The 22390-nt window shown below is 69.9% G+C and carries 23 protein-coding genes and 1 pseudogene; 13 read left to right on the top strand and 11 right to left on the bottom strand.

From position 1 onward, the window contains the following. Window positions 1–88 precede the first annotated feature (88 nt). Window positions 89–1312 (bottom strand): NAD(P)-dependent malic enzyme, encoded by a 1224-nt coding sequence (locus ACZ45E_RS14845; RefSeq protein WP_468220678.1) that lies wholly within the window; start codon window positions 1310–1312, stop codon window positions 89–91. Window positions 1313–1876: 564 nt separating this feature from the next. On the opposite strand from ACZ45E_RS14845, the gene ACZ45E_RS14840 reads away from it, so the two are divergent. Genes ACZ45E_RS14840 through ACZ45E_RS14830 form a run of 3 tightly spaced genes read left to right on the top strand, consistent with a single transcriptional unit; the run spans window position 1877 to window position 4646 of the window. Continuing rightward, on the top strand, window positions 1877–2854 hold the full coding sequence (locus ACZ45E_RS14840) for an ABC transporter substrate-binding protein (RefSeq protein ID WP_468220676.1): 978 nt from the start codon (window positions 1877–1879) through the stop codon (window positions 2852–2854). Window positions 2855–2904: 50 nt separating this feature from the next. Then, the gene (locus ACZ45E_RS14835; RefSeq protein ID WP_468220674.1) at window positions 2905–3837 is read left to right on the top strand and encodes an amino acid ABC transporter permease; all 933 of its coding nucleotides are present in this window, start codon (window positions 2905–2907) and stop codon (window positions 3835–3837) included. 56 nt (window positions 3838–3893) lie between these two features. Further along, window positions 3894–4646 (top strand): amino acid ABC transporter ATP-binding protein, encoded by a 753-nt coding sequence (locus ACZ45E_RS14830; RefSeq protein ID WP_468220789.1) that lies wholly within the window; start codon window positions 3894–3896, stop codon window positions 4644–4646. 154 nt (window positions 4647–4800) lie between these two features. On the opposite strand, the gene ACZ45E_RS14825 is transcribed toward ACZ45E_RS14830, so the two are convergent. Beyond that, window positions 4801–5580: a class I SAM-dependent methyltransferase gene (locus tag ACZ45E_RS14825; RefSeq protein ID WP_468220672.1), complete on the bottom strand. Its 780-nt coding sequence runs from the start codon at window positions 5578–5580 to the stop codon at window positions 4801–4803. A gap of 135 nt (window positions 5581–5715) precedes the next feature. Here ACZ45E_RS14825 and ACZ45E_RS14820 point away from each other — a divergent pair, with 135 nt between their 5' ends. Further along, entirely contained in the window at window positions 5716–6354 is a 639-nt protein-coding gene (locus tag ACZ45E_RS14820) for a CGNR zinc finger domain-containing protein (RefSeq protein ID WP_468220670.1), read from the top strand. On the opposite strand, the gene sodX is transcribed toward ACZ45E_RS14820, so the two are convergent. Next, window positions 6249–6701 carry a nickel-type superoxide dismutase maturation protease gene (sodX, locus tag ACZ45E_RS14815; RefSeq protein WP_468220668.1) on the bottom strand — a complete coding sequence of 151 codons (453 nt, stop codon included), beginning with the start codon at window positions 6699–6701 and terminating at the stop codon, window positions 6249–6251. The genes ACZ45E_RS14820 and sodX overlap by 106 nt on opposite strands. Before the next feature lie 158 nt (window positions 6702–6859). On the opposite strand from sodX, the gene sodN reads away from it, so the two are divergent. Together sodN and ACZ45E_RS14805 are read left to right on the top strand one after the other, a co-directional pair. Then, window positions 6860–7255: a superoxide dismutase, Ni gene (gene sodN, locus ACZ45E_RS14810; RefSeq protein WP_468220666.1), complete on the top strand. Its 396-nt coding sequence runs from the start codon at window positions 6860–6862 to the stop codon at window positions 7253–7255. An 84-nt stretch (window positions 7256–7339) separates the two neighbouring features. Then, window positions 7340–8215 carry a hypothetical protein gene (locus ACZ45E_RS14805; RefSeq protein ID WP_468220664.1) on the top strand — a complete coding sequence of 292 codons (876 nt, stop codon included), beginning with the start codon at window positions 7340–7342 and terminating at the stop codon, window positions 8213–8215. A gap of 55 nt (window positions 8216–8270) precedes the next feature. On the opposite strand, the gene ACZ45E_RS14800 is transcribed toward ACZ45E_RS14805, so the two are convergent. The 4 genes and pseudogenes from ACZ45E_RS14800 to ACZ45E_RS14785 form a co-directional block, all read right to left on the bottom strand. Continuing rightward, entirely contained in the window at window positions 8271–9197 is a 927-nt protein-coding gene (locus tag ACZ45E_RS14800; protein ID WP_468220662.1) for a hypothetical protein, read from the bottom strand. Then, on the bottom strand, window positions 9194–9787 hold the full coding sequence (locus ACZ45E_RS14795; protein WP_468220787.1) for a sugar O-acetyltransferase: 594 nt from the start codon (window positions 9785–9787) through the stop codon (window positions 9194–9196). Before ACZ45E_RS14795 ends, ACZ45E_RS14800 begins: the two co-directional genes overlap by 4 nt. Before the next feature lie 21 nt (window positions 9788–9808). Next, window positions 9809–10150, bottom strand: a pseudogene (locus tag ACZ45E_RS14790) (DUF952 domain-containing protein); the annotation flags it as partial. Window positions 10151–10302: 152 nt separating this feature from the next. Further along, window positions 10303–10893, bottom strand: coding sequence for a dihydrofolate reductase family protein (locus ACZ45E_RS14785; protein WP_468220660.1), 591 nt, complete (start codon window positions 10891–10893; stop codon window positions 10303–10305). A gap of 178 nt (window positions 10894–11071) precedes the next feature. Between ACZ45E_RS14785 and ACZ45E_RS14780 the strand changes: the two genes are divergently transcribed. Beyond that, window positions 11072–11662 (top strand): TetR/AcrR family transcriptional regulator, encoded by a 591-nt coding sequence (locus tag ACZ45E_RS14780; protein ID WP_468220658.1) that lies wholly within the window; start codon window positions 11072–11074, stop codon window positions 11660–11662. A gap of 211 nt (window positions 11663–11873) precedes the next feature. Here the strand turns inward: ACZ45E_RS14780 and ACZ45E_RS14775 are convergent, their stop codons facing one another. From ACZ45E_RS14775 to ACZ45E_RS14765, 3 genes are all read right to left on the bottom strand, one after another. Then, on the bottom strand, window positions 11874–12566 hold the full coding sequence (locus ACZ45E_RS14775; RefSeq protein ID WP_468220656.1) for a GNAT family N-acetyltransferase: 693 nt from the start codon (window positions 12564–12566) through the stop codon (window positions 11874–11876). Window positions 12567–13945: 1379 nt separating this feature from the next. Further along, window positions 13946–15106: a family 2 encapsulin nanocompartment cargo protein polyprenyl transferase gene (locus ACZ45E_RS14770; RefSeq protein WP_468220654.1), complete on the bottom strand. Its 1161-nt coding sequence runs from the start codon at window positions 15104–15106 to the stop codon at window positions 13946–13948. 112 nt (window positions 15107–15218) lie between these two features. Beyond that, window positions 15219–16625 carry a family 2B encapsulin nanocompartment shell protein gene (locus tag ACZ45E_RS14765; RefSeq protein WP_468220651.1) on the bottom strand — a complete coding sequence of 469 codons (1407 nt, stop codon included), beginning with the start codon at window positions 16623–16625 and terminating at the stop codon, window positions 15219–15221. 188 nt (window positions 16626–16813) lie between these two features. Here ACZ45E_RS14765 and ACZ45E_RS14760 point away from each other — a divergent pair, with 188 nt between their 5' ends. The 3 genes from ACZ45E_RS14760 to ACZ45E_RS14750 all read left to right on the top strand — a co-directional run bounded on the left by ACZ45E_RS14760 (window position 16814) and on the right by ACZ45E_RS14750 (window position 18774). Beyond that, window positions 16814–17047 (top strand): hypothetical protein, encoded by a 234-nt coding sequence (locus ACZ45E_RS14760; RefSeq protein WP_404144995.1) that lies wholly within the window; start codon window positions 16814–16816, stop codon window positions 17045–17047. Window positions 17048–17188: 141 nt separating this feature from the next. Further along, the gene (locus ACZ45E_RS14755; RefSeq protein ID WP_468220649.1) at window positions 17189–17779 is read left to right on the top strand and encodes an N-acetylmuramoyl-L-alanine amidase; all 591 of its coding nucleotides are present in this window, start codon (window positions 17189–17191) and stop codon (window positions 17777–17779) included. Window positions 17780–17832: 53 nt separating this feature from the next. Next, window positions 17833–18774: a 1-aminocyclopropane-1-carboxylate deaminase/D-cysteine desulfhydrase gene (locus ACZ45E_RS14750; RefSeq protein WP_468220648.1), complete on the top strand. Its 942-nt coding sequence runs from the start codon at window positions 17833–17835 to the stop codon at window positions 18772–18774. On the opposite strand, the gene ACZ45E_RS14745 is transcribed toward ACZ45E_RS14750, so the two are convergent. Further along, window positions 18753–20351 (bottom strand): Na+/H+ antiporter, encoded by a 1599-nt coding sequence (locus tag ACZ45E_RS14745; protein ID WP_468220645.1) that lies wholly within the window; start codon window positions 20349–20351, stop codon window positions 18753–18755. The genes ACZ45E_RS14750 and ACZ45E_RS14745 overlap by 22 nt on opposite strands. Window positions 20352–20401: 50 nt before the next feature. On the opposite strand from ACZ45E_RS14745, the gene ACZ45E_RS14740 reads away from it, so the two are divergent. The 3 genes from ACZ45E_RS14740 (at window position 20402) to ACZ45E_RS14730 (ending at window position 22361) form a co-directional block, all read left to right on the top strand. Then, complete coding sequence (locus ACZ45E_RS14740; protein WP_468220643.1) at window positions 20402–20662, top strand: UBP-type zinc finger domain-containing protein; 261 nt, start codon at window positions 20402–20404, stop codon at window positions 20660–20662. Between the two features lie 263 nt (window positions 20663–20925). Beyond that, window positions 20926–21339, top strand: coding sequence for an anti-sigma regulatory factor (locus ACZ45E_RS14735; RefSeq protein ID WP_399058894.1), 414 nt, complete (start codon window positions 20926–20928; stop codon window positions 21337–21339). Next, window positions 21339–22361 carry an RNA polymerase sigma factor SigF gene (locus ACZ45E_RS14730; protein WP_468220641.1) on the top strand — a complete coding sequence of 341 codons (1023 nt, stop codon included), beginning with the start codon at window positions 21339–21341 and terminating at the stop codon, window positions 22359–22361. Before ACZ45E_RS14735 ends, ACZ45E_RS14730 begins: the two co-directional genes overlap by 1 nt. Window positions 22362–22390: the final 29 nt, after the last annotated feature.

Here is a 22390-nt window from a genome sequence, read left to right as displayed (position 1 = left end):
GACACGCGCCCGGGCGACGCCGCTCACCGGCGGCCGCCACCAACGCCGGGCGGCGCACAACGGCGCGCCACCCACCGGCAGACGCCCCTCACCGACGAGCGACGCCCTCAGCCCGCGCCGCCGCCGCGACCGCCGCTGTCACCGCGGGGGCGACCCGCTCGTCGAACGGCGACGGAATGACGTACTCGGCGCTCAGGTCGTCGCCCACCACGGCGGCCAGCGCCTCGGCGGCGGCGATCTTCATCGTCTCGGTGATCCGCGAGGCCCGCACCTGCAGCGCGCCCGCGAAGATCCCGGGGAACGCCAGCACGTTGTTGATCTGGTTCGGGAAGTCCGAACGCCCGGTCGCGACCACGGCCGCGTACTTGTGGGCGACGTCGGGGTGCACCTCGGGGTTCGGGTTGGCCATCGCGAAGACGAAGGCGCCCGGTGCCATCGAGGCGACCGCGGACTCGGGGACCGTACCGCCGGAGACACCGATGTAGACGTCGGCGCCCGCGAGCGCGTCCTCCAGGGAGCCGGAGAGACCGGCCTTGTTCGTGATCTCGGCCAGCTCGCGCTTGACGGCCGTGAGGTCCTCGCGGTCCCGGCTGACGATGCCCTTGCGGTCGGTGACCGCGACGTCGCCGAGCCCGGCCTCCAGCAGGAACTTGGCGATCGCCACGCCCGCCGCGCCGGCGCCGGAGATCACCGCGCGCAGCTCACCGAGCGTACGGCCGCTGAGCCGGACCGCGTTCTTCAGCGCGGCCAGCGTCACCACGGCCGTGCCGTGCTGGTCGTCGTGGAAGACGGGGATGTCGAGCCGTTCCTGGAGCCTGCGCTCGATCTCGAAGCAGCGCGGCGCCGAGATGTCCTCCAGGTTGACGCCACCGAAGGAGGGGGCGAGCCGCACGACGGTGTCGACGATCTCGTCCACGTCGGTCGTCGCGAGCGCGATCGGCACCGCGTCCACGCCGCCGAACTGCTTGAAGAGAATGGCCTTGCCCTCCATCACCGGGAGGGACGCCTCGGGGCCGATGTCCCCGAGTCCGAGCACGGCCGTGCCGTCGGTGACGACGGCCACGACGCTCGACTTCCACGTGTAGTCGTGGACCAGCTCCGGCTGCTCGGCGATGGCGCTGCACACCTTCGCGACGCCGGGCGTGTACGCCAGGGACAGGTCGTCCTTGTCGCGGATCGGCACGGTGGCCTGCACAGCCATCTTGCCGCCGCGGTGCAGCGCGAAGGCCGGGTCGAAGGAGTCCGCGAACTCGCCGCTGCCTTCGTCGCCGGTACTGCTGTCGCTGCGAGGATTGACGATCTCCGCTGCCACTTGTCTTACCCCTTAAGTCTTAAACATCAGTTGAGGGTGTCCGCTCCTGGTTGAGGAGCGGGCGGGCACCGCGTACGCACCGGTCGGTCCCCGTTGGGGGACCGCCGCACAGGCGCGTACACGACGGGCGCGCCGCACGCGCGCCCTGAGCCCCGGATGAGGGGTGTAAAGAACCTTCTTACCCGACGGACGGCGCTGCGGACGAGCCCGGGCGTGATCGATCACGGCCCGGTGACATGACTCATAGCCGAATATCTGGACAAGTCATCAACTCGCGCTCGAAGCGCGATGGAAGTCAGCCCGAATGGTGAGACAGCGGACAGTTCGCCGGAGAATCTTCCGCGGTCGGGCAGCAGCTCCGCAGATGATCCGGCCCCATGCACCCTGATGTGCTGCCGTGTTGGTGGTCTTGGCACACCTGTTATCCGATTTTGACATCGCTGACGCCCTGGAGCGGCCCGTCCGAATGGCAAGATGCCGTAATCACGCAAGGTCGCGACACCCGAAGGTGTGTGCCAATGCGACCGACACGGCACTCCACCCACCCTGCCGGAGGACCCCACCATGACCGCAAGCACCACCCGTCGCACGACCGCGAATTCCGCGAAGTCCCGGATAGCAGCGGTCGGCGCGATCGCGGTCGCCGGCACTCTGCTGCTGACCGGCTGCGGTGACCAGACCAAGTCGAAGGAGTCCGGATCTGAATCCGGCGCCTCCTCCACGAAGGCCGCACCGCTCGCCTCCAAGCTCCCCGCGGCCATCCGCGACAAGGGCGTCATCAACGTCGGCTCCGACATCGCGTACGCGCCGGTCGAGTACAAGGACGACGCGGGCAAGGCCGTCGGCATCGACCCGGACGTCGCCGCGGCCCTGGGCAAGCAGCTCGGCGTGACGTTCAACTTCCAGAACGGCAAGTTCGCCGACCTCGTGGGTGGTCTGGCCTCCAAGCGCTACGACATCGCCATGTCGGCCATGACGGACACCAAGGACCGCCAGAACGGGATCGACGGCGACACCGGCAAGAAGGTCGGCAAGGGCGTCGACTTCGTCGACTACTTCACCGCGGGCGTCTCGCTCTACACCAACAAGGGCGACGACCAGGGGATCAAGACCTGGGACGACCTGTGCGGCAAGACGATCGCCGTGCAGACCGGCACCTTCTCGCACGATCTCGCCAAGGACCAGGCGAAGAAGTGTACGCAGGACAGCAAGAAGGCCCTGAAGGTCGAGGACTTCGCCACCAACCCCGAGGCCGAGACCCGGATGCGCTCCAAGGGCGCCGACGTCGTCTCCGCCGACTACCCGATCGCCGCGTACTCGGTGAAGAAGTCCGGCGCCGGCAAGTACTTCGAGATCGTCGGCGACCAGGTCGAGGCGGGCCCCTACGGCATCGCCGTCGCCAAGGACAACACGCAGCTGCGGGACGCCCTGCAGGCCGCGATGGACGCCATCATCAAGAGCGGCGAGTACAAGAAGATCATCGCGAAGTGGGGCGTCGACGACGGCGCCGTCACCGAAGCGAAGATCAACGGTGGTTCCTGACCCCTGTCACCCCTGTCCTGCACTCTGACGGGCTCTGAAAGGCACCACCCATGACTCCCCTCAGCAAGGCGAACGAGCCCGCCGGCACCGCGCCCGCGGTTACCGCGCCGGAGGCCATCACGGCCATCCCGGTCCGGCACCCCGGCCGCTACGTGTCCGCGGTCATCGCCGTGGCGCTGCTCGGCGCCATCGTCTACGCGTTCTCGCAAGGCAAGATCGAGTGGGGCACGATCCCCGACTACTTCTTCGACGACCGGGTGCTCACCGGCGTCGGGAAGACGCTCGAACTGACCGTCCTGTCCATGATCATCGGTGTGGTCGGCGGCGTCGTCCTCGCCGTGATGCGGATGTCGAAGAACCCGGTGACGAGCACCATCGCCTGGTTCTACATCTGGTTCTTCCGCGGCACCCCGGTCCTGGTCCAGCTGTTCATCTGGTTCAACCTGGGCCTGGTCTTCGAGTACATCAACCTCGGGCCGATCTACAAGGACTACTGGTCCTCGTTCATGACCCCGCTGCTGACCGCCCTGCTCGGGCTCGGCCTCAACGAAGCGGCGTACATGGCGGAGATCTGCCGCTCCGGCCTGCTCGCCGTCGACGAGGGCCAGACCGAGGCCGCGCACGCGCTCGGCATGAGCCACGCCAAGACGCTGCGCCGCATCGTGATCCCGCAGGCCATGCGGGTGATCGTGCCGCCCACGGGCAACGAGGTCATCAACATGCTGAAGACGACCTCGCTCGTCTCGGCCGTGCAGTTCCTCGACCTGTTCAAGGTGGCCTCGGACATCGGCCAGTCCGCCGCCTCCACGGTCGAGATGTACTTCCTGGCCGCCGCCTGGTACTTGATCCTCACGTCGATCTTCAGCGTCGGGCAGTACTACATCGAGCGGTACTACGCGCGCGGCACCTCCCGCGCGCTGCCCCCGACCCCGCTGCAGCGCCTGCGCACCCTCGTCGGCCGCCCGAACGGAGGCATGGCGTGAGCGCCAAGACCAACACCGGCACCGACGCGAACCCCACGCCCGGGCCCGGGACCGCCATGGTCAAGTCCGAGGGCGTCCACAAGTCCTTCGGCAGCGTCGAGGTCCTCAAGGGCATCGACCTGGAGGTCAAGCAGGGCGAGGTGTTCTGCCTCATCGGCCCCTCCGGCTCCGGCAAGTCGACCTTCCTGCGCTGCATCAACCACCTGGAGAAGATCAACTCCGGACGGCTCTACGTCGACGGGGAACTGGTCGGCTACCGGCAGAAGGGCGACAAGCTCTACGAGCTGCGCGACAGCGAGGTCGCCCTGAAGCGCCGGGACATCGGCATGGTCTTCCAGCGCTTCAACCTCTTCCCGCACATGACGGCTCTGGAGAACGTCATGGAGGCGCCGGTCCAGGTCAAGGGCGTCTCCCGGGCGCAGGCCCGGGAGCGGGCCGGACAGCTCCTGGAGCGGGTGGGCCTCGCCGAGCGGGCGGAGAACTACCCCTCGCAGCTCTCCGGCGGCCAGCAGCAGCGCGTGGCGATCGCCCGCGCGCTCGCCATGGACCCGAAGCTGATGCTGTTCGACGAGCCGACGTCGGCGCTCGACCCGGAGCTGGTCGGTGACGTCCTCGACGTCATGCGCGACCTCGCCGAGTCCGGCATGACGATGATCGTCGTCACGCACGAGATGGGTTTCGCCCGCGAGGTCGGCGACAGCCTCGTCTTCATGGACGAGGGCGTGGTGGTCGAAGCGGGCCGCCCGCGCGACGTCCTGACCGACCCCCAGCAGGAACGGACGAAGTCGTTCCTCTCCAAGGTGCTCTGACCTTGCCGACGGGAGAAGGGGCGTCCGGGGAGTGCCCCCGGAGGCCCCTTCTCTCTTGCCCCGCGGTCGGGCGCGGGCCCGCTGGTGCGACTCGCGACGTGTCCCGGCCCGGCGGTGCGGTCCGCGAGGCATCGCCGCCCGGCGGACGGCCGTGTCACTTCAGGGCGAGAACCATCGCGTCGGACGGCGCGCTCCAGACAACCCGCGCCTCCCCGAACCCGGCCCCCCGAAGGGCCTCCGCATGCCAGGCCGCGGACGGCGTGTCCCCGTCGGCGTGCTCCCCGTAGATGGCGAAACGCTCCGCCGTGGGTCCGGCGAGCACCGGATCCTGTGCGGCGAGCGCCCACCACTCGGCCCAGTCCACCGCGCCGCCCGTCTTCGCCTCGTCCATCCGGGCGTGGCGCAGGGCGCGCTCGGCGGCGTTGATCCGCGGGGTCGCCGGGTCGATCATGTGGTCCGCGTTCATGAAGACGCCGCCGTCACGGACAAGGCCGGCGAGCCGGCCGTAGAGGGTCGCGAGGGGTCCGGAGTGCAGCCAGTGCAGGGCGGTGGTGGTGAGCACGGCGTCGTACGAGTCGTGCGGCAGCGCCCGCGTCCACCCCGGGTCCTTGAGGTCGGCGGTCACGAAGCTGACGCGCTCGTCCCCCTCGAAAGTGCCGCGCGCGATGGCGAGCAGGGCCGGGTCCAGGTCGACGCCGACGCTGGTGGCCTGCGGAAAGCGGGTGAGCAGCCGGTCGGTGATGCTGCCGGTGCCGCAGGCGAGGTCGAGCACGCGGGGCGCGCGGCCCACGCACGCCTCGACCATGTCGAGCATCACCCGGAACCGCTCCTCGCGGTCGGGCATGTACCACTCCTGCTGCCGGTCCCAGCTGTTCTGCCAGGCACGCCAGTCGGCGCTCCGGCACCGGCCGGTGTCGGTGGCGGTCTCGGTCATGCACCCTCCATAGAACGACGAACAGCCCCCGGCCGCTCACACGATCCCCAGCCCGTTCGTAATACCCTGAAAGCCAGATCGGGCATTACTTGCCCGACCAGCCATGACGATAGACCGCCCCGGTAAGGACTACAAGTGGAACTGGCCTATTACTCGGACTACGCCGTGCGCCTCGTCAACACCGAGGAACCGGTCCGCGGCAAGGACAGCCTGACCTCCGTGGACGCGGTGCGCGGCCTGTTCGGCGCCAACCAGGAGGCGGCCCGTCGCGCGGCCGACGCCGACCTGACACGTTTCCGGAGCGTCCGGGGGCGGCTGCGCGCCGTCTTCGAGGCGGCCGACGGCGGCGACGAGATGCTCGCGGTGAACCTGCTCAACTCGCTCCTGCTGGAGTTCCCGGTGAGCCCGCAGATCTCCGGGCACAACCACCGCGACGACGACGGCCGCCCGCTGTGGCACATGCACCTGGCCGACCACCCGTCCAACGCGACGGCCGGCTACGCCGCCATCGCGGCCATGGGTCTCGCCTTCCACCTCACCGAGTACGGCGTGGACCGCCTCGGCCTGTGCGAGGCCGCCCCGTGCCGCAACGCGTACCTGGACACGTCGACGAACCGCTCCCGGCGCTACTGCTCGGACCGCTGCGCCACCCGCGCCAACGTCGCCGCCTACCGTGCCCGCAAGCGCCTGGAGGCCGAGCGGCCCGACCGGCCGGACGGCACGGGGCGTACGGCACCCAAGGCCCAGGACAGCACCGCCGTCACGGACCGCTGACCCTCGCCCTCCGCCCACGGCCTGCGTCGCCGCAACCGCCCGCGCACCCTGGCGAGCACCAGCTCGTCCGGCACGACCCCGTACACCGTGCTGTCGCCACCGGCCCCGGGGTTGTCCCCGAGCACCCACCAGCCGCCTTCGCGCCGTTCGGCGATCCGTTTCACGACCAGCAGGTCCTGCTGGAACGGATGGCGCAGCACGACCACATCGCCCGGCCGCACGCGGGCGCCGTACTGCACCAGCATCCAGTCACCGTGGTACAGCGTCGGCACCATCGAAGGGCCGTCGACCTCGATGATCTGGAACGGCACCTTCGTCCCGCGCACTTCCTCGACCGCCTCGGGCATCAGCCAACCTCCCCGGTTTCCAACCGCCGGTCCCATCCTCCACCAGTCCCAGTGTCACCCTGGACTTTTGGCCTAAGCCCCCGGGGGCACCCGAGAAAACGCGTCATGCACGGAGTAATGTCGCACCTGAGAAGACGATCACGAGGAAGGACAGCAACATGCTTTCCCGCCTGTTCGCCCCCAAGGTGAAGGCCAGCGCTCACTGCGACCTCCCCTGCGGCGTGTACGACCCGGCCCAGGCCCGCATCGAGGCCGAGTCGGTCAAGGCCGTCCAGGAGAAGATGGCCGGCAACGACGACGCGCACTTCCAGGCGCGCGCCACGGTCATCAAGGAGCAGCGCGCCGAGCTGGCCAAGCACCACGTCTCGGTGCTGTGGAGCGACTACTTCAAGCCCCCGCACTTCGAGAAGTACCCGGAGCTGCACCAGCTGGTCAACGACACCCTGAAGGCCCTCTCGGCCGCCAAGGCGTCGAAGGACCCGGCCACGGGCCAGAAGGCGCTCGACTACATCGCCCAGATCGACAAGATCTTCTGGGAGACCAAGAAGGCCTGACCCGAGGCCAGTTGAACCCTGGTACCGGCGACCGGCGAGCGGTGCACCCTCGCGGGCCCGGGACCACCCGTAGGGGCCCGGCCGATGAACTCGGCCGGGCCCCTACGGCTTCGGCGAGAGTCAGGAGTCCCCGTGCCCCGCCGCCCCCGTGTGCTCTACGTGACCGATCTGGCCTACGAGGCGCGCGGCCGGCGCTACTGCGACGAGGACATCTTCCTCACGTCGCGGCTCCGCCCGGCGTTCGACCTCGCGCTGTGCCATCCGCTGGACGCGGCCGCCCTCATGGGCGACTTCGAGGTGGTCGTGGTCCGCAACAGCGGGCCCGTGCTCGGCTACCAGGGCGCGTACGAGGCGTTCCGCAGCCGAGCGCTGGAGCGCGGCACGAACGTGTACAACCCGCTCACCGGCCGCGCCGACATGGCCGGCAAGCAGTACCTGCTGACGCTGACGGCCGCCGGGTTCCCGGTGATCCCGACGATCGACCGCGCCGCCGACCTCGCCCGCCTCCCCACGGCCGACGCGTACGTGACGAAGCCGAAGCTGGGTGCGGACTCGATGGGCCTGCGCGTCGTACCGCCGACCGAGCTGCCCGAACTCCGCTACACGGGCGACCTGTTGGTCCAGCCGCACATCGACTTCCAGTACGAGGTCTCCTTCTACTTCGTCGACGCCACCCTCCAGTACGCCCTGTACGCCCCGGACCCGGAGCGCCGCTGGGAACTGCGCCCGTACCAACCCACCGGTCCGGACCGGGAGTTCGCCCAGCGCTTCATCGAGTGGAACACCCTCCCGCGCGGCATCCAACGCATCGACGCCTGCCGCACCCAGGAAGGCGACCTGCTGCTGGTGGAGCTGGAGGACCTGAACCCGTACCTCTCGCTCGACGCGCTGGACGCGACGACGCGGGACGCGTTCGTGACGGCGATGACCGAGTCGGTACGGGCGGCCGCGGCCGGCTGACGGGGCGATCTCCGCCGACTGCCGGGGTGCCTGCTCGGCGGCGCCGACCGCCCGCTCAGTCCGCCCTCAGTACCGCGCGGGCCTGGGCCAGCACCCGGTCCCGATCCTTGCGCACCGCCTCGAACTCAGCGCCGTGCAGGGCGAGTTCACGTCGCTGAAGACGTGCCGCCACCGTCCACCACACCCCACCCGTGTTGTGCCGGCGTTTGCACTCGATGTCGGCGACGGCCGTCCCCGTCTCCCGCTCCGACCGCTTGGTGTTGCCGTCCCGGCCGCGCCCCCAGCCCTTGTCCTCGAAGGCCTTCACGGGATCGGCGTACCGCTTGTACCCCTTGCCGACCACGCAGTCCGCCCATGCCTTGTAGGCACGGCGCAGCCTGGGGTCACGTTCGACCTGCTTGCGGACGGCGGCCTCGCGCTCGGAGACGTACGTCCACATCCGTCTGCTGTCCCGGACCCCGCGCTCGATGCGCCGGTACCCCTCCCCGGAGCAGCCGCTGCGGTCGCTCTGCCGGTCGCCGTAGTAGACGGCCGACTCCTCGGTCGTCATCTCCCGCCCCGCGGGCTCGCGCGGGGCGAACTTCCTCGCCGGGTCCCACCCGTACCCCCAGCGCCGCGCCTTGCCCAGGTCGTAGGGGCCGACCGGGCCCGTGCCCACGGCGACCATCGCGGTCGTGAACGTGACGGCCATGCCCGGAAACTTCGGATCCTCCGGGAAGTCGGCGAAGCCGTGCCGGACCATGCAGCGCTGGGTGAGCAGCCGCGTCGCGGACTCGACCCGGCCGAACGCCTTCACGTCGGCACCACCGAACTCGTAACGCTCCAACGGCAGTTGCGGCATCTCCTCGTCCGCCCACACGACCGGCGTCCCGTCCGCCCATGCCTTCGCGTGCCGGCCCACACCACCGACACCGCCGTCACCCCCGGCGAACCCGATCACCACCGCCCCGGCGACGGCACACACCACCCCCCGAAGCCTCACGCCTCTCTCTCCCCACTTTCCCGGCGCTCGGGGCTCTCGGGGCTCTCGGGGCTCCCTGTGATCTTCCGGACGATCCGCGCCGGGTTGCCCACGGCGACCACGTCCGGCGGCAGGTCGCGGGTGACGACGGACCCGGCGCCCACCACCGTGTTCGCGCCGATCGTGACGCCGGGGCAGACGATGACGCCGCCGCCCAGCCAGACGTTGTCGCCGATCGTGATGGGCTTCGCCGCTTCCCACTTGGCGCGCCGCGGCTCGGGATCGACCGGGTGGGTGGGGGTGAGGAGTTGGACGCTCGGGCCGATCTGCACGTCCTCGCCGATCCGGATGGGCGCCACGTCCAGCATCACGGCCCCGTAGTTGACGAAGGTCCGCGCGCCGATGCTGATGTACTGCCCGTAGTCGACGGAGAGCGGCGGCCGCACCGTGACATCCTCGCCGACCTCCCCGAGGAGTTCGCGGAGCAGGGCGCGGCGTGCGGGCAGGTCGGTGACGCTGCTCGCGTTGTAGCGCTCTGCCAGCTCGACGCCGCGCAGCGCGTCCGCGTCCAGAACGGGGTCGTCGGCGAGGTACAGGTCACCGGCGAGCATGCGCTCCTTCTGGCTACGCGACTCGGGACGCGGCCAGTCGCGCACCTCGGCCACCGCGCCGACCGCCAACGGCCCGTACACATGCGGGAATTCCTCCCCGCCGGGCGCCCGGGGCACCCCGGGCTCCACCCGGACCGGCACGTCGAGCCGCTCGCGGTCGATGACCAGGACCACCAGCTCCCCGGGCTCCGGCTCGGTCCCGTAGAGCAGCTCGGCGACCCGGCGCAGCTGATGCGGGAACGAGCAGTGGATGAACCCGACCTCCTGGAGGGTCTTGCCGCGGGTCGACATCGCGTACGCCCCCGCGACCTGGGCGCTCTCCCACAGGGCGCGCTCGGTGATGTGCAGCAGTTCGATCGCCATACGCGCCAATCTAGGGGACCACTGACGCGCCCCCGCGCCAGGGCGGGGCAGCCGGCCACGCGGATCACCCGCCACTCCCCTCACTCGCGCCACTTCCGCGCGGCAGCGAGCAACGCCCCTGCTCCCCGCCCTCGCAGCAGCGCGGCGCGGCGCTACTGCTGCCGGCTGTAACGGCGGACGATCACACCGTTGCCGAGGGTGCGGTTCTCTTCGAGGGCGAACCGCGTGAGGTCGTACTTCCGGCCCGCGAACATGGGCATGCCGACACCGAGGACCACCGGATACGTCTTGATCACCAGCTCGTCGATCTCGTCCGCGAGCAACCCGGCCAGCTGCGCGCCGCCGCACAGCCAGATCCCCAACTCACTGCCGCTCTCCCTCTTCAGCTCACGCACCTTGCCGATGACGTCGTCGCGGATCAGCCGCACGTTCGGGTGCGGGGACTCTTCGAGGGTGCGCGTCGCAACGTACTCGCGCAAATGTCCGTACGGGCTGGGAAAACCGGCGTCGATACCGACCTGGTAGCTGCGGCGCCCCTGGATCACGGTGTCGTACTTCTTGTTCGCAGCCCCGTCGAGCCCGACCATCCTGCGGCCTTCCGCCGACACGGTCTCCGGGTACTCGGTCTTGAGGAATTCCAGGAACTCCTCGTCGACGAAGGACATGAACATCGTCCCGTCACCGGACTCGTCACCGATGAAACCGTCGACGGACACGGCGACGAAGTACGTGAGCTTGCGCAAGCTGGTCTCTTTTCGTGGAGGACAGAGGGAAGCAACGGGGGAAAACAGGTGAACCACTGCAGTTATAGTGCTCCACCTGTAGTGGTTACAAGCCCTTTCCCGGAACCGGGACCAGAGACGAACGAACCGAAGAGAACGAGAAACGAGAGGGAGCCCCGAAAGACATGGCGTCGAAGACATGGTGAGGAACCCGGAGCGCCGAGCCGCCCTCGTGGACGCCGCCGTCGAGGTCCTCGCGGCGGAGGGCGCACGCGGCCTGACCTTCCGCGCGGTGGACACGGCGGCAGGCGTCCCCACGGGCACGTCGTCCAACTACTTCGCCAACCGCGACGACCTGTTCCACCACATCGACGCCTGGTTGCACGAACGGCTCGCGCCGGACCCGAAGGTCGTCGAGAAACTCCTGGAGCGCCCAAGGGACCGGGACCTCGTCACCGCGTTCATGCACGACCTGATGCGCCGTGTCATGGGCGACCGCACCGGGTTCCTCGCGATGATGGAGCTGCGCCTGGAGGCAACGCGCCGACCCGAGCTGCGCGCCTCCCTGATGAAGTCACTCCGCGCCGACCTCGACTTCGGCATCGCGTTCAACGCCGAATCCCAACTCCCCGGCGGCGCCGAGGAGATCACCCTGCTCTACCTCGGCATGCTCGGACTCATCCTGGAGCAACTCACGATGCCCGGACTACTGGACGACGCGTTCCCCGGCGCGAGCGTGCCCAACGGCCTGGTGGAACGCCTGGTCGAACGCATCCTGCCGAACCCCTGACACCCACACCGAGACGACCCGGCACGGGTCCGAGGGGCGCACGGGTCATGTGGGCGCACGGGTCATATGGGCACAGGAGGCCGATGGGCGCACGAGATCATGGGCGGCTGGCGGCTGGCGGCTGGCGGCTGGCGGCTGGCGGCAACGCGCGGGGCATCTCGGTGTGTCTCAGTACGCCTCAACAGGCCGATGCACCCTGCCCGAAAGGGGGTCAGATGCCCTGCGGTTCACGCCACATAGGCCATAGGGACGGGCCGTCCGGCAGATCGAGCGTGGTCCCGGTGAAAACGAAACCGAGCCGCTCGTACAGGGCACGGCTGCGGGCGTTGCTCGCCTCCAGATAGGCGGGCAGCCCCTCGCAGTCACAACGCTCCAGGACCGGCGCCATCAACGCGCTCCCCAGCCCCTCACCCTGCCGCCCCGGTTTCACACCGATCATCCACAGATAGACATGCGCGCGGCCCACCGGATGTGCTGCCTCCGTCAACCGGGCTATCTGCTCCACCCGTTCGTTGTCAGGGTCGACGGCAGCACGCACCTGCGCGGGTCCATCCGCCTGGCCCGCCTCACCCTGGTCGAGTGGCGCACCGGGCCCACCCTCCGGCCCGTCCGGCGTGTCCGGCCCATCCGGTGCATCCGGTGCATCCGGTGCATCCGGTGCATCCGGTGCATCCGGCATGTCCAACCACAGCGCGACGGCCGCTCCGTCCTCCGCGAGGTCGATGTACCCGTCGGCGAGGGTCGCATCGGTGAACGCTCCCATCAGGCCCGCATGCCTGGCCTTCCGGTGCTCGGCACCGGGGAACACCCAGCTACTGACCGGATCGTCCATGAACACTTCGTCGAGCAACCCCACAACGAAGTCCCGATCGCTCGGCGACGCCCGCCGAATCCCCACGCCCACCCTGGATCCCCTCGACTAGTCCACCCCAGCCGACCCAACCGTTCCGATCAGCCCAACCAGCCATCTCCGACCGGTCGTTGGCAGCCTAAGCGATCACTCCCCTACGCACCCGGGGGCCCCGCCCTCCCCCAAACACCCGAACCTCCGGACCACCCGGACCCACCAGCCCGTCCCAACGACTTACGCCGCTTGGACCGCCTGGACCGCTTGGATCGCCTAGATGCCGCCTGGGCACCTGGGCACCTGGGCACCTGGGCACCTGGGCACCTGGACCAGGTGAACAACTGCACCCCCGCCTGAACCTGGACCGCCTGAATCAGCCTTCGCGCGTGGTGCGCGCCCGGGACCGCCAGCCGACCTGCCGCCGACAGCCCAGTCCAACCCAGCCCTCCACGCCAACACCACCCGCCGCCGACCAGTCCGCACCCTCCTTTGGAACTCCCCCAAGCCGCCCTCGGCCGCCCCCGATAAGCGTCCCCCGAGCACGCACGCCGACCCCACATGCCCCACCTGCCCCTACCGGCCACCTCCCGCCTTCCGCCTTCCGCCTCGAACCGTTTCCTCGTCAGCCGACTGCCCCTCGCCACCCCAGCGTCGCGGCCGCTTCTCCACTTCCGGGCCACTCCTCGGCCGGCCACCTCCCACCTCGCGCCGCCACCTCAGCAGCCGGCGCCAGACCCTCGGGCCCTTCTCCAACAACCACCCCTACACCCGAGACTTTGCTAGCGACCGCCTCCCTCCCAGGTCATTTCCTCACCGGTCCCTACAAGCCCCACAGGCCCCCGCCGGCGACCCCCTACGTTGGACCGCTCCTCTACCGGCCCCTCCAGCCCTGGGGCAAACCGCCATCGGCCCCCGCCCAGCCCCGGGCCATTTCGCTACCGACCGCCTCCACCCCTGGCCCTCCCCCACCGGCGGCGCAGCCTCACTCCCCCGCCGCCGCCTCTCGTCCCACCCCTGAGACCCGCCGCGCCTCGGCGCCCTCCGGCCGGGCCGAGCTGCATCACGCGCCCGCCTACCTGTGCCCGCGCTGCGCCCCCACGATCCGACGCCTCACGCACCCGCCCACCGGCGCCTGCGCTGCGCCCCCGCGACCCGACGCCTCCTCTGACATACCCGCGCCGGGCGCCACAGGCCCCGCCTGTCCCCCTCCACCCCTCCCGCCCTAGGTCAGGGCTCTCCAACACAGCCACCCGGTGACAGACGCGCCGTCTACCTCCCATTCCCGAGCGCCCCCTCACACCTACGCCCCACCAGGTGGCCTCACGGCACACCCCCTCCCGCAACCCACCCCCTCCATCTCATCTGCATTTCATCCGCGTCCCCATCCGGGCCCCCAGCACCCACCCCGCCCCGGGCCGCCACCGTCACCGCCGCCCTCAATACCCCCGCCGCGTCACGAACTCCGCGAGAGACAGCAACCCACCCGTTCTCTCCGGCGCCGGCACCGCCCGCGCCAACTCATGCAGCGCCCGAGCCATCTCGTCCGCCGCCTGCGCCTGTGCCCAGTCGCGGCCGCCCGCGCGCTCGACGGCCAGTGCGATGGCCTCCAACTCCGCCTCGCTCTCCTCCCCCGGGCCCGGCGGCCCGTACAGCGCGGCCAGCTCCTCCGCCGCCGGGCCACCGGAGGCCAACGCCGCGACAACCGGCAGGGACTTCTTGCGGACGGCCAGGTCGGCCCCGGCCGGCTTACCGGTCCGCGCCGGGTCGCCCCAGATGCCGATCACGTCATCGATGAGCTGGAACGCCAGGCCCGCCGCCCGCCCGAACGCGTCGAGCGCCGCGACCTCCGCCTCGTCGGCCCCCGCGTACAACCCACCGATCGCACAGGCACACCCGAGCAGCGCCCCCGTCTTGGCCTCCGCCATGGTCAGGGTCTCCTCAAGCGACACCTCCCCCGGCGCCCGCCGCTCCAGAGCCACGTCCGTCGATTGCCCGGCGCACAACTCCATGACGCAGGTGTCGAGTCGGGCCGCTGCGGCCGGGGCCGCCGGGTGCGGGTCCTCGGCGAACATCCGATGGGCCTGAGCCTGCATCGCGTCGCCCGCCAGGATCGCGTCGGCGACCCCGAACACGGTCCAGGCGGTCGGCCGATGCCTGCGCGTGGTGTCCCGGTCCATCACGTCGTCGTGCATCAAGGTGAAGTTGTGCGTCAGCTCCACAGCCGCCGCAGCCCGCACGGCGGACTCTGCCCGCCCGCCGAGGGCTCGCACCGCCGCGAGGACGAGGGCAGGCCGCACGGCCTTCCCCGCGTTCCCCACCGCGGGCGTGCCGTCCGCGTGCTGCCAGCCGAAGTGGTACAGGGCGACGCTGCGCATGGGCCCCGGCAGAGCCTCGACGGCCCGGCGCAACTCCGGGTCGACCGACGCCCTGGCCTGCGCCAGGATCCCCTCCGCTTCCTGCGTCTCCTGCCCGCCCCGCCCCACACTCTCCGGCCCCGTGGGCTGAGCTACGACTTCTGCCCGGGGCGCGTTCGGTGCGGCAGGCACTCCTGCCCCTCGCGCCTGCACTGCCTGCGTCGTCTGCGTGGTCTGCGTCATGGACTCACCCCGGAAGGGGCGCGGACGGTGGCAGGTCCGCTGTTGCTGGGCGCGTACCCCTTCGGTGTACCCGCCCCTTCGGGCGGGGACACGACACGCCGGAGGCGGGAGGTCACTGCCACCGGCCGATCTCGACGTTCTCCAGGACGCCGAGCGCATCCGGCACCAGGACCGCAGCCGAGTAGTAGGTGGTCACCAGGTACGAGATGATCGCCTGCTCGCTGATCCCCATGAACCGCACCGACAGGCTCGGCTCGATCTCATCCGGGATGCCGGTCTGCTGCAGCCCGATGACGCCCTGCTCCTCCTCCCCCGTACGCATGCAGATGATGGATGTGGTCCGCGCGTCCGAGATCGGGATCTTCGCGCACGGGTAGATCGGCACACCGCGCCAGGTCGGGATGCGGTGCCCGCCCACGTCGATGCTCTCGGGGACCAGGCCCCGCCTGTTGCACTCCCGGCCGAACGCCGCGATGGCCTTCGGGTGCGCGAGGAACAGCTTGGAACCGCGCCGCCTGCTGAGCAGTTCGTCCATGTCGTCGGGGCTGGGCGCACCGTCGTGCGGCTGCAGCCGCTGGTCGTACTCACAGTTGTTGAGCAGGCCGAACTCCGCGTTGTTGACCAGCTCGTACTCCTGGCGCTCCTTCAACGCCTCGACGGTGAGGCGGAGCTGATGCTCCGTCTGGTTCATCGGCTGGTTGTAGAGGTCGGCCACGCGCGTGTGGATGCGCAGCACGGTCTGCGCGACGCTCAGTTCGTACTCGCGCGGAGCTGATTCGTAGTCGACGAACGTGCCCGGGAGCACCGCCTCGCCCACGTGGCCCGCGGAGACATCGATCTCCTTCTCGCCGTAGTTGTTGGTCCGCTGCGTCGGGATCGAGCGGAGCTGCTGGAGGTGGGCGCTCAGCGGTTCGGAGCGCTCCGCGATCTGCTCGAGGTCGCGGCGCGGCAGTGTGAGCACCGTGCACGCGGTGGCCGCGCGGGCCGTGTACTCCCAGATGCTCTCCGGGTCGAGCAGTGCCTGGTCGCCGAAGTACGCACCGTCGGCCAGGACGCCGAGCACCGCGTCGTCGCCGTACGGCCCCGTCCCGATCTTCTCCACGCGGCCGTGCGCGAGCAGGAACACCTCGTCCGCCTGGCTGCCGAACGAGGCAAGCACCTCGCCGGCCGCGAACTCCCGCTGCGTACACCGCTGGGCGAGCTCGCCCAGGGTGTCCTCGTCCTCGAAGCCGCGCAGCGCCGGCAGCTCCCCCAGTTCGGCCGGGATGACCCGGACCTGATCCCCGGTCTTCACGAACGTGATCCGTCCGTCCCCGACCGTGTAACTCAGCCGCCGGTTCACCCGGTACGTGCCACCTTGCACATTCACCCAGGGCAGCGCCCGCAGCAGCCAGCGGGAGCTGATCTCCTGCATCTGCGGCGCGGACTTGGTGGTGGTGGCCAGATTCCGCGCGGCGGATGTGCCGAGGCTCTTCTGTGACCCCGGCTGCTCCGTGCGGACCTCTTCGCCTACCGACATGGGATTGCCCTCCTGATCAGGAACTGACCTGCGAGGCAAGCCTTCCAGTACCTTCCGTGCTCGCGCCATTACACAAATGAGCGGGAATGGATCTCGTCCAGACGGGGCATTGGGCGCGTTTTTCGGAACTCGGCGATCCCGGCACGCGTTGATCAGGAAACGATCGACGACTGGAAGAGGAGACGACCATGGCGGGCTTCCTGGACCGTGCGAAGGAGCAGGCGCAGCGTGGCCTGACGCAGGGCAAGCAGAAGCTGGACGACGTGCAGGCGCAGCGCGCCGGCGGCGATCTGCTGAAGAAGCTGGGCGCGGCGTACTACGAGGAGCGCAAGGGCACCGGCAGCCCGGACGCCACGCAGCGGGCCCTGCAGGCTCTCGAGGCGCACATCGCGACGAACGGGGACGGGTTCCTGCACAGCTGAGTTCCCGAGTGCGCCCGTCACCGATGTCCGGAACAGCTCGCACGGAATACGAACGACTCGTTCGGCCACCGCAGTTCGGGTACAAGCACCGGTACGAGACGGTGCGCGACGGGCGGCCGTCGCGCCCGTGAGGAGCCGGCCATGGCCCCACCCATGTCCACGAGCAGTTTTCTCACCGCTCTCAAGAACGAGGGGCTGACGGTGGTCCAAGTCGGTGACTGGAAGCATCACAATCGCAACCACAAGGGGGCCTGGGGCCCCATGAACGGCGTGATGATCCATCACACCGTCACGTCGGGCAGCGAGCGTACGGTCCGCATCTGTCGCGACGGCCACCCGGACCTGCCCGGCCCGCTGTGTCATGGCGTCATCACGAAGGACGGCCGGATTCATCTGGTCGGCTACGGGCGGGCGAACCACGCGGGGCTCGGCGATGACGACGTACTGCGCGCCGTGATCGCCGAGAAGGCGCTGCCGCACGACAACGAGGCGAACACGGACGGCAACCGCCACTTCTACGGCTTCGAGTGCGAGAACCTCGGAGACGGGAAGGACCCGTGGCCCGCGGTTCAGCTGGAAGCCATCGAGAAGGCGGCCGCGGCCGTCTGTCGCCACCACGGCTGGACGGAGCGCTCGGTCATCGGCCACCTGGAGTGGCAGCCCGGGAAGATCGACCCGAAAGGCTTCACAATGGCGTCGATGCGGGGGCGTATCCGCGACCGGCTCAAGTGACACACCACGATTGACACACCACGAACGAAGCGCGGCGGCGGGCACCCGGACACATGTCCGACAATGACCGGGTGCCCCACCCGATCACCGCCGCTCTGCACCCCCGGCTGCCGTCACCCCTCACCGAGGTCGACGACCACCGTTTCGCGCGCCATGGTGTGCGCCTGCTGCTCAAGCGGGATGATCTGATCCACCCGGAGCTGGTCGGCAACAAATGGCGCAAGCTCGCGCCGAACCTGGCGGCAGCGCGGGACCGCGCCCTCGTCACGTTCGGCGGCGCCTACTCGAACCATCTCCGCGCCACAGCCGCCGCCGGCCGCCTCCTGGGAGTGCCCACCCTCGGTGTGGTGCGCGGCCAGGAACTCGCCGACCGTCCGCTCAACCCGTCGCTGGCCCACTGTGCGGCCGACGGCATGCGGCTGCACTTCGTCGACAGATCGACCTATCGGGAAAAGAACGATCCAGAGGTCCTGGCCGGGCTCCTCGCCGAAGCCGGCGCCGTTGACGCGTACGTCGTCCCGGAAGGCGGCAGCAACTCCCTCGCGGTCCAGGGGTGCACGGACCTCGGCCGTGAACTACGCGGCCTCGCCGATGTCGTCACAGTCGCCTGCGGCACGGGCGGCACGCTCGCGGGGCTGGCAGCGGGGCTCTCCCCGGGCCAGCACGCCATCGGCGTCTCCGTCCTGAAGGGCGGCTTCCTGGAGGCCGACGTCCGCGCCCTGCAAGAGGCGGCGTTCGGCGGCCTCCGTGGGGACTGGCGTATCGAGGACCGCTTCCATTTCGGCGGCTACGCGCGCGTGCCCGCCGAACTCGTCTCGTTCGCCGACGACTTCGAGCAGCGCCACGGCCTTCCGGTCGAGCGCCTCTACGTCGCCAAGATGCTGTACGCGCTCGCCACGCTCACGGAAGCGGGCACGTTCGCATCAGGCACGGCCGTGGCGGCCGTCATCACGGGAGCACCCTTCGAGGACGCTCAGCCGTCGACCTCCCGGTAGGCGGCGGCCTCCTCCAGGTCCAGCTTGCGCAGCAGGGTCCGCATCATCTCGTCGTCGATCCGCCGTTCGTCCCGCATCCGTACGAAGACCTCGCGCTCGGCCGCGATCGCCTCCCGCGCGAGCCTGCGGTACGTGTCGTCGGCGGACTCGCCGGTCACCGGGTTGGGCTGGCCGAGCCGCTCCCACACGGAGTTGCGGCGCCGTTCCAGAACGGTGCGCAGACGGTCCTGGAGCGGCGGAGGAAGGCAGTTGCGCTCGTCCCGCATCAGCGCGTCCACCCGCTCCTCCGCGGCCGTGGAGGCGACGTTCTGCGCCTGCGCCTCGGCCAGCGTCTCGGCCTGGGTGTCGCGGCCCGGCAGCTTCAGGGCCTTGATCAGGGGCGGCAGGCTGAGCCCCTGCACGACGAGAGTGCCGATGACGGTGGTGAAGGTCAGGAAGAGCACCAGGTTGCGCGCGGGGAACGGGTCACCGTCGTCCGTGACGAGCGGAATGGAGAACGCGATGGCCAAGGACACCACTCCGCGCATCCCCGCCCACCCCACGATCAGCGGCCGCTTCCAGTCGGTGTCGCCCTCCCGCTCCCTGATGCGCGACGACAGGTACAGCGGCAAGTAGGTGGCGGGATAGGACCACACGAAGCGGATCACGACCACGAGGACGAACACGGCGATGGCGTACCAGACGGCCTGCGCCACGCTGTACTCGCCGAGGTCCTTCAGGACGACGCGCAGTTGCAGTCCGATCAGCGCGAACACCGACGACTCCAGGATGAACGAGACGACCTTCCACACCGCGGCCTCCTGGAGCCGTGTTTCGAAGTCGACCTGCCAGGAGCGGTGTCCCAGGTACAGGGCCACGGTCACGACAGCGAGGACCCCGGAGGCACCCACCTGTTCCGCCGCCGCGTACGCCGCGAAGGGGATCAGCAGGGAGAGCGTGTTCTGCAGGATGGCCTCGGTGAGGTGCTTGCGCAGCCAGTGCAGCGGCACCATCAGCAGCAGCCCGACCCCGACGCCGCCGACCGCGGCGACCAGGAACTCCTCGATGCCACCCGCCCAGCTCGCCCCCTCCCCCACGGCTGCGGCGAGGGCCACCTTGTAGGCGGTGATGGCAGTCGCGTCGTTCACCAGGGACTCGCCCTGCAGGATCGTGGTGATCCGCGACGGGAGCCCCACCCGGCGTGCGATGGCGGTCGCGGCCACCGCGTCCGGCGGCGCGATCACAGCACCGAGGACGAGCGCGGCGGTCAGCGGAAGGTCCGGGATCAGCTCGTAGGCCAGCCAGCCGACCGCCACCGTGGCGAACAGGACGTAGCCCACCGAGAGCAGTGCGACGGGCCGGATGTTGGCCCGCAGGTCGAGGTAGGAGCTCTCCAGGGCGGCGGTGTGCAGCAAGGGCGGGAGGATCAGCGGCAGCACGATGTGCGGATCCAACCCGTACTGGGGAATCCACGGCACATAGGAAGCCGCCAGACCGACCGCGACCAGGAGAAGCGGTGCCGGCACCGGCGTCCTGCGCGCCGCCCCCGCCACCGCGGCACTCGCCGCGATCAACCCCACCAATGGCAAAACGTCCATGCCCCGCCTTCCGCCGTCCTTCTCGCGCCGCCCGTCGTAACCTGGCCATCATGAACGAGTGCCCGCACGTCGACGCGCTGCCGCACCCCCAGCCCGCTCCGCTCAGCGAGACCTGTCTGGAGTGTCTGGCCGTCGGCAGTCACCCTGTGCAACTAAGGCTGTGCCTCGTCTGCGGCCATGTCGGCTGCTGCGACTCCTCGCCCTACAAGCACGCGACGGAGCACTACAAGGCGACGGGCCATCCTGTGATGCGTACCTTCGAGCCTGGTGAGAGCTGGCGTTGGTGCTTCGTGGACACGACTGTGGTCTGACACGGACGATCCGCGGCCGTACCGGGGTTCGACCCGTGAGGGCTTGGGTACGTCAATCCGGCGCCCGCTCTTTCCAATTGGGTCCGCACACCCTCTAGCCACTGTCCGTACCCGTAGGCTTACTATGAGTGACAGCACTGGGCCGGGGGTCCCCGGGACAGGAAAGTCGGGCGCGCGGTAGCGTCACCGCAGATATATGTGGCGCATCACCCGGAGGAGGACCTCCGGAGCCCGAAAGTGCTTGTACCACCTTGGAGGTGAGGGTGTCCCAGATCGCAGGAGAGCCCGGGAATCAGGACTTCGTGGAAGTCCGGCTGCCGGCTGCGGGTGCCTACCTGTCGGTGCTGCGGACGGCCACGGCCGGTCTCGCGGCGCGTTTGGACTTCACCCTCGACGAGATCGAGGACCTGCGCATCGCGGTCGACGAGGCCTGCGCGATCCTGCTTCAGCAGGCCGTCGCGGGCTCCGTGCTCAGCTGCGTGTTCCGGCTCGTCGACGACTCCTTGGAGGTGACGGTCTCCGCACCGACCACTGACGGCCGGGCCCCGGAGCGCGACACCTTCGCCTGGACAGTGCTGTCGGCCCTCGCGGGCCAGGTCGACTCCTCGGTGGCCGATGACAACACCGTCTCGATCAGCCTCTACAAGAAGCGCGGCGCGGGCCCCGGCCCGACGTGATGAACGGGGGCGGTCCGGTGCGGGACGACAAGCGCGGCACACGGGATCTCCCGGCCGACGGCACTGCGGGGGTGCGGCGGGTGGCCGCGGGCATCCCCGAGCAGCAGGCCCGGCCGCACCCGGAGGACCCGACGGCCGACGTGCCACAGCAGGCAGCGCCGATTTCCGGGTCCGAGCTTCGTGGGCGGCCTGGAGGATCGGACGCGCGACGGGCGGGATTGATGAGCGACCACGAGCGACACGGTGAGCAGCAGGGCCGGCACGACCCGCGGGACCGCAGCGGTGCACGGGCGATGTTCATCCATCTGCGCACCTTGCCTGACGGCAGCCCGGAGTACGCGGAGATGCGCAATCAGCTCGTGCGCATGCATCTGCCTCTGGTCGAGCACCTGGCGCGCCGTTTCCGCAACCGCGGGGAACCGCTGGACGACCTCACCCAGGTCGCGACGATCGGTCTGATCAAGTCGGTGGACCGCTTCGACCCGGAGCGCGGCGTGGAGTTCTCCACGTACGCGACCCCGACGGTCGTCGGCGAGATCAAGCGGCACTTCCGGGACAAGGGCTGGGCCGTGCGCGTCCCACGCCGCCTCCAGGAGCTGCGCCTGTCCCTGACGACGGCGACGGCCGAGCTGTCGCAGTTGCACGGCCGCTCCCCCACGGTGCACGAGTTGGCGGAGAAGCTGGCCATCTCGGAGGAGGAGGTCCTCGAGGGCCTGGAGTCGGCCAACGCGTACTCCACGCTGTCCCTGGACGTCCCGGACACGGACGACGAGTCCCCGGCGGTCGCCGACACCCTGGGCGCCGAGGACGAGGCGCTGGAGGGCGTCGAGTACCGCGAGTCCCTCAAGCCGCTCCTGGAGGACCTGCCGCCGCGCGAGAAGCGCATCCTGCTGCTGCGCTTCTTCGGGAACATGACGCAGTCGCAGATCGCCCAGGAGGTGGGCATCTCCCAGATGCACGTCTCGCGCCTGCTCGCCCGCACGCTGGCGCAGCTGCGGGAGAAGCTCCTGGTCGAGGAGTGACCTGCGAGAACGTACGCACATGAAGGCGC

This window comes from Streptomyces sp. NPDC030991, from assembly GCF_055571235.1.
This window is presented reverse-complemented; position numbering and strand designations above follow the sequence as displayed.

Excerpts from the sequence above, each read along its gene's own strand:
- ACZ45E_RS14830 (WP_468220789.1), top strand. The coding sequence starts at position 3,894 with ATGGTCAAGTCCGAGGGCGTCCACAAGTCCTTCGGCAGCGTCGAGGTC.
- ACZ45E_RS14780 (WP_468220658.1), top strand. The coding sequence starts at position 11,072 with ATGGTGAGGAACCCGGAGCGCCGAGCCGCCCTCGTGGACGCCGCCGTC.
- ACZ45E_RS14765 (WP_468220651.1), bottom strand. The coding sequence starts at position 16,625 with ATGTCGGTAGGCGAAGAGGTCCGCACGGAGCAGCCGGGGTCACAGAAG.
- ACZ45E_RS14740 (WP_468220643.1), top strand. The coding sequence starts at position 20,402 with ATGAACGAGTGCCCGCACGTCGACGCGCTGCCGCACCCCCAGCCCGCT.
- ACZ45E_RS14730 (WP_468220641.1), top strand. The coding sequence starts at position 21,339 with ATGAACGGGGGCGGTCCGGTGCGGGACGACAAGCGCGGCACACGGGAT.
- ACZ45E_RS14755 (WP_468220649.1), top strand. The coding sequence starts at position 17,189 with ATGGCCCCACCCATGTCCACGAGCAGTTTTCTCACCGCTCTCAAGAAC.
- ACZ45E_RS14770 (WP_468220654.1), bottom strand. The coding sequence starts at position 15,106 with ATGACGCAGACCACGCAGACGACGCAGGCAGTGCAGGCGCGAGGGGCA.
- ACZ45E_RS14750 (WP_468220648.1), top strand. The coding sequence starts at position 17,833 with ATGTCCGACAATGACCGGGTGCCCCACCCGATCACCGCCGCTCTGCAC.
- ACZ45E_RS14745 (WP_468220645.1), bottom strand. The coding sequence starts at position 20,351 with ATGGACGTTTTGCCATTGGTGGGGTTGATCGCGGCGAGTGCCGCGGTG.
- ACZ45E_RS14795 (WP_468220787.1), bottom strand. The coding sequence starts at position 9,787 with ATGCTCGCCGGTGACCTGTACCTCGCCGACGACCCCGTTCTGGACGCG.
- ACZ45E_RS14840 (WP_468220676.1), top strand. The coding sequence starts at position 1,877 with ATGACCGCAAGCACCACCCGTCGCACGACCGCGAATTCCGCGAAGTCC.
- ACZ45E_RS14825 (WP_468220672.1), bottom strand. The coding sequence starts at position 5,580 with ATGACCGAGACCGCCACCGACACCGGCCGGTGCCGGAGCGCCGACTGG.
- sodX (WP_468220668.1), bottom strand. The coding sequence starts at position 6,701 with ATGCCCGAGGCGGTCGAGGAAGTGCGCGGGACGAAGGTGCCGTTCCAG.
- sodN (WP_468220666.1), top strand. The coding sequence starts at position 6,860 with ATGCTTTCCCGCCTGTTCGCCCCCAAGGTGAAGGCCAGCGCTCACTGC.
- ACZ45E_RS14835 (WP_468220674.1), top strand. The coding sequence starts at position 2,905 with ATGACTCCCCTCAGCAAGGCGAACGAGCCCGCCGGCACCGCGCCCGCG.
- ACZ45E_RS14805 (WP_468220664.1), top strand. The coding sequence starts at position 7,340 with ATGAACTCGGCCGGGCCCCTACGGCTTCGGCGAGAGTCAGGAGTCCCC.
- ACZ45E_RS14760 (WP_404144995.1), top strand. The coding sequence starts at position 16,814 with ATGGCGGGCTTCCTGGACCGTGCGAAGGAGCAGGCGCAGCGTGGCCTG.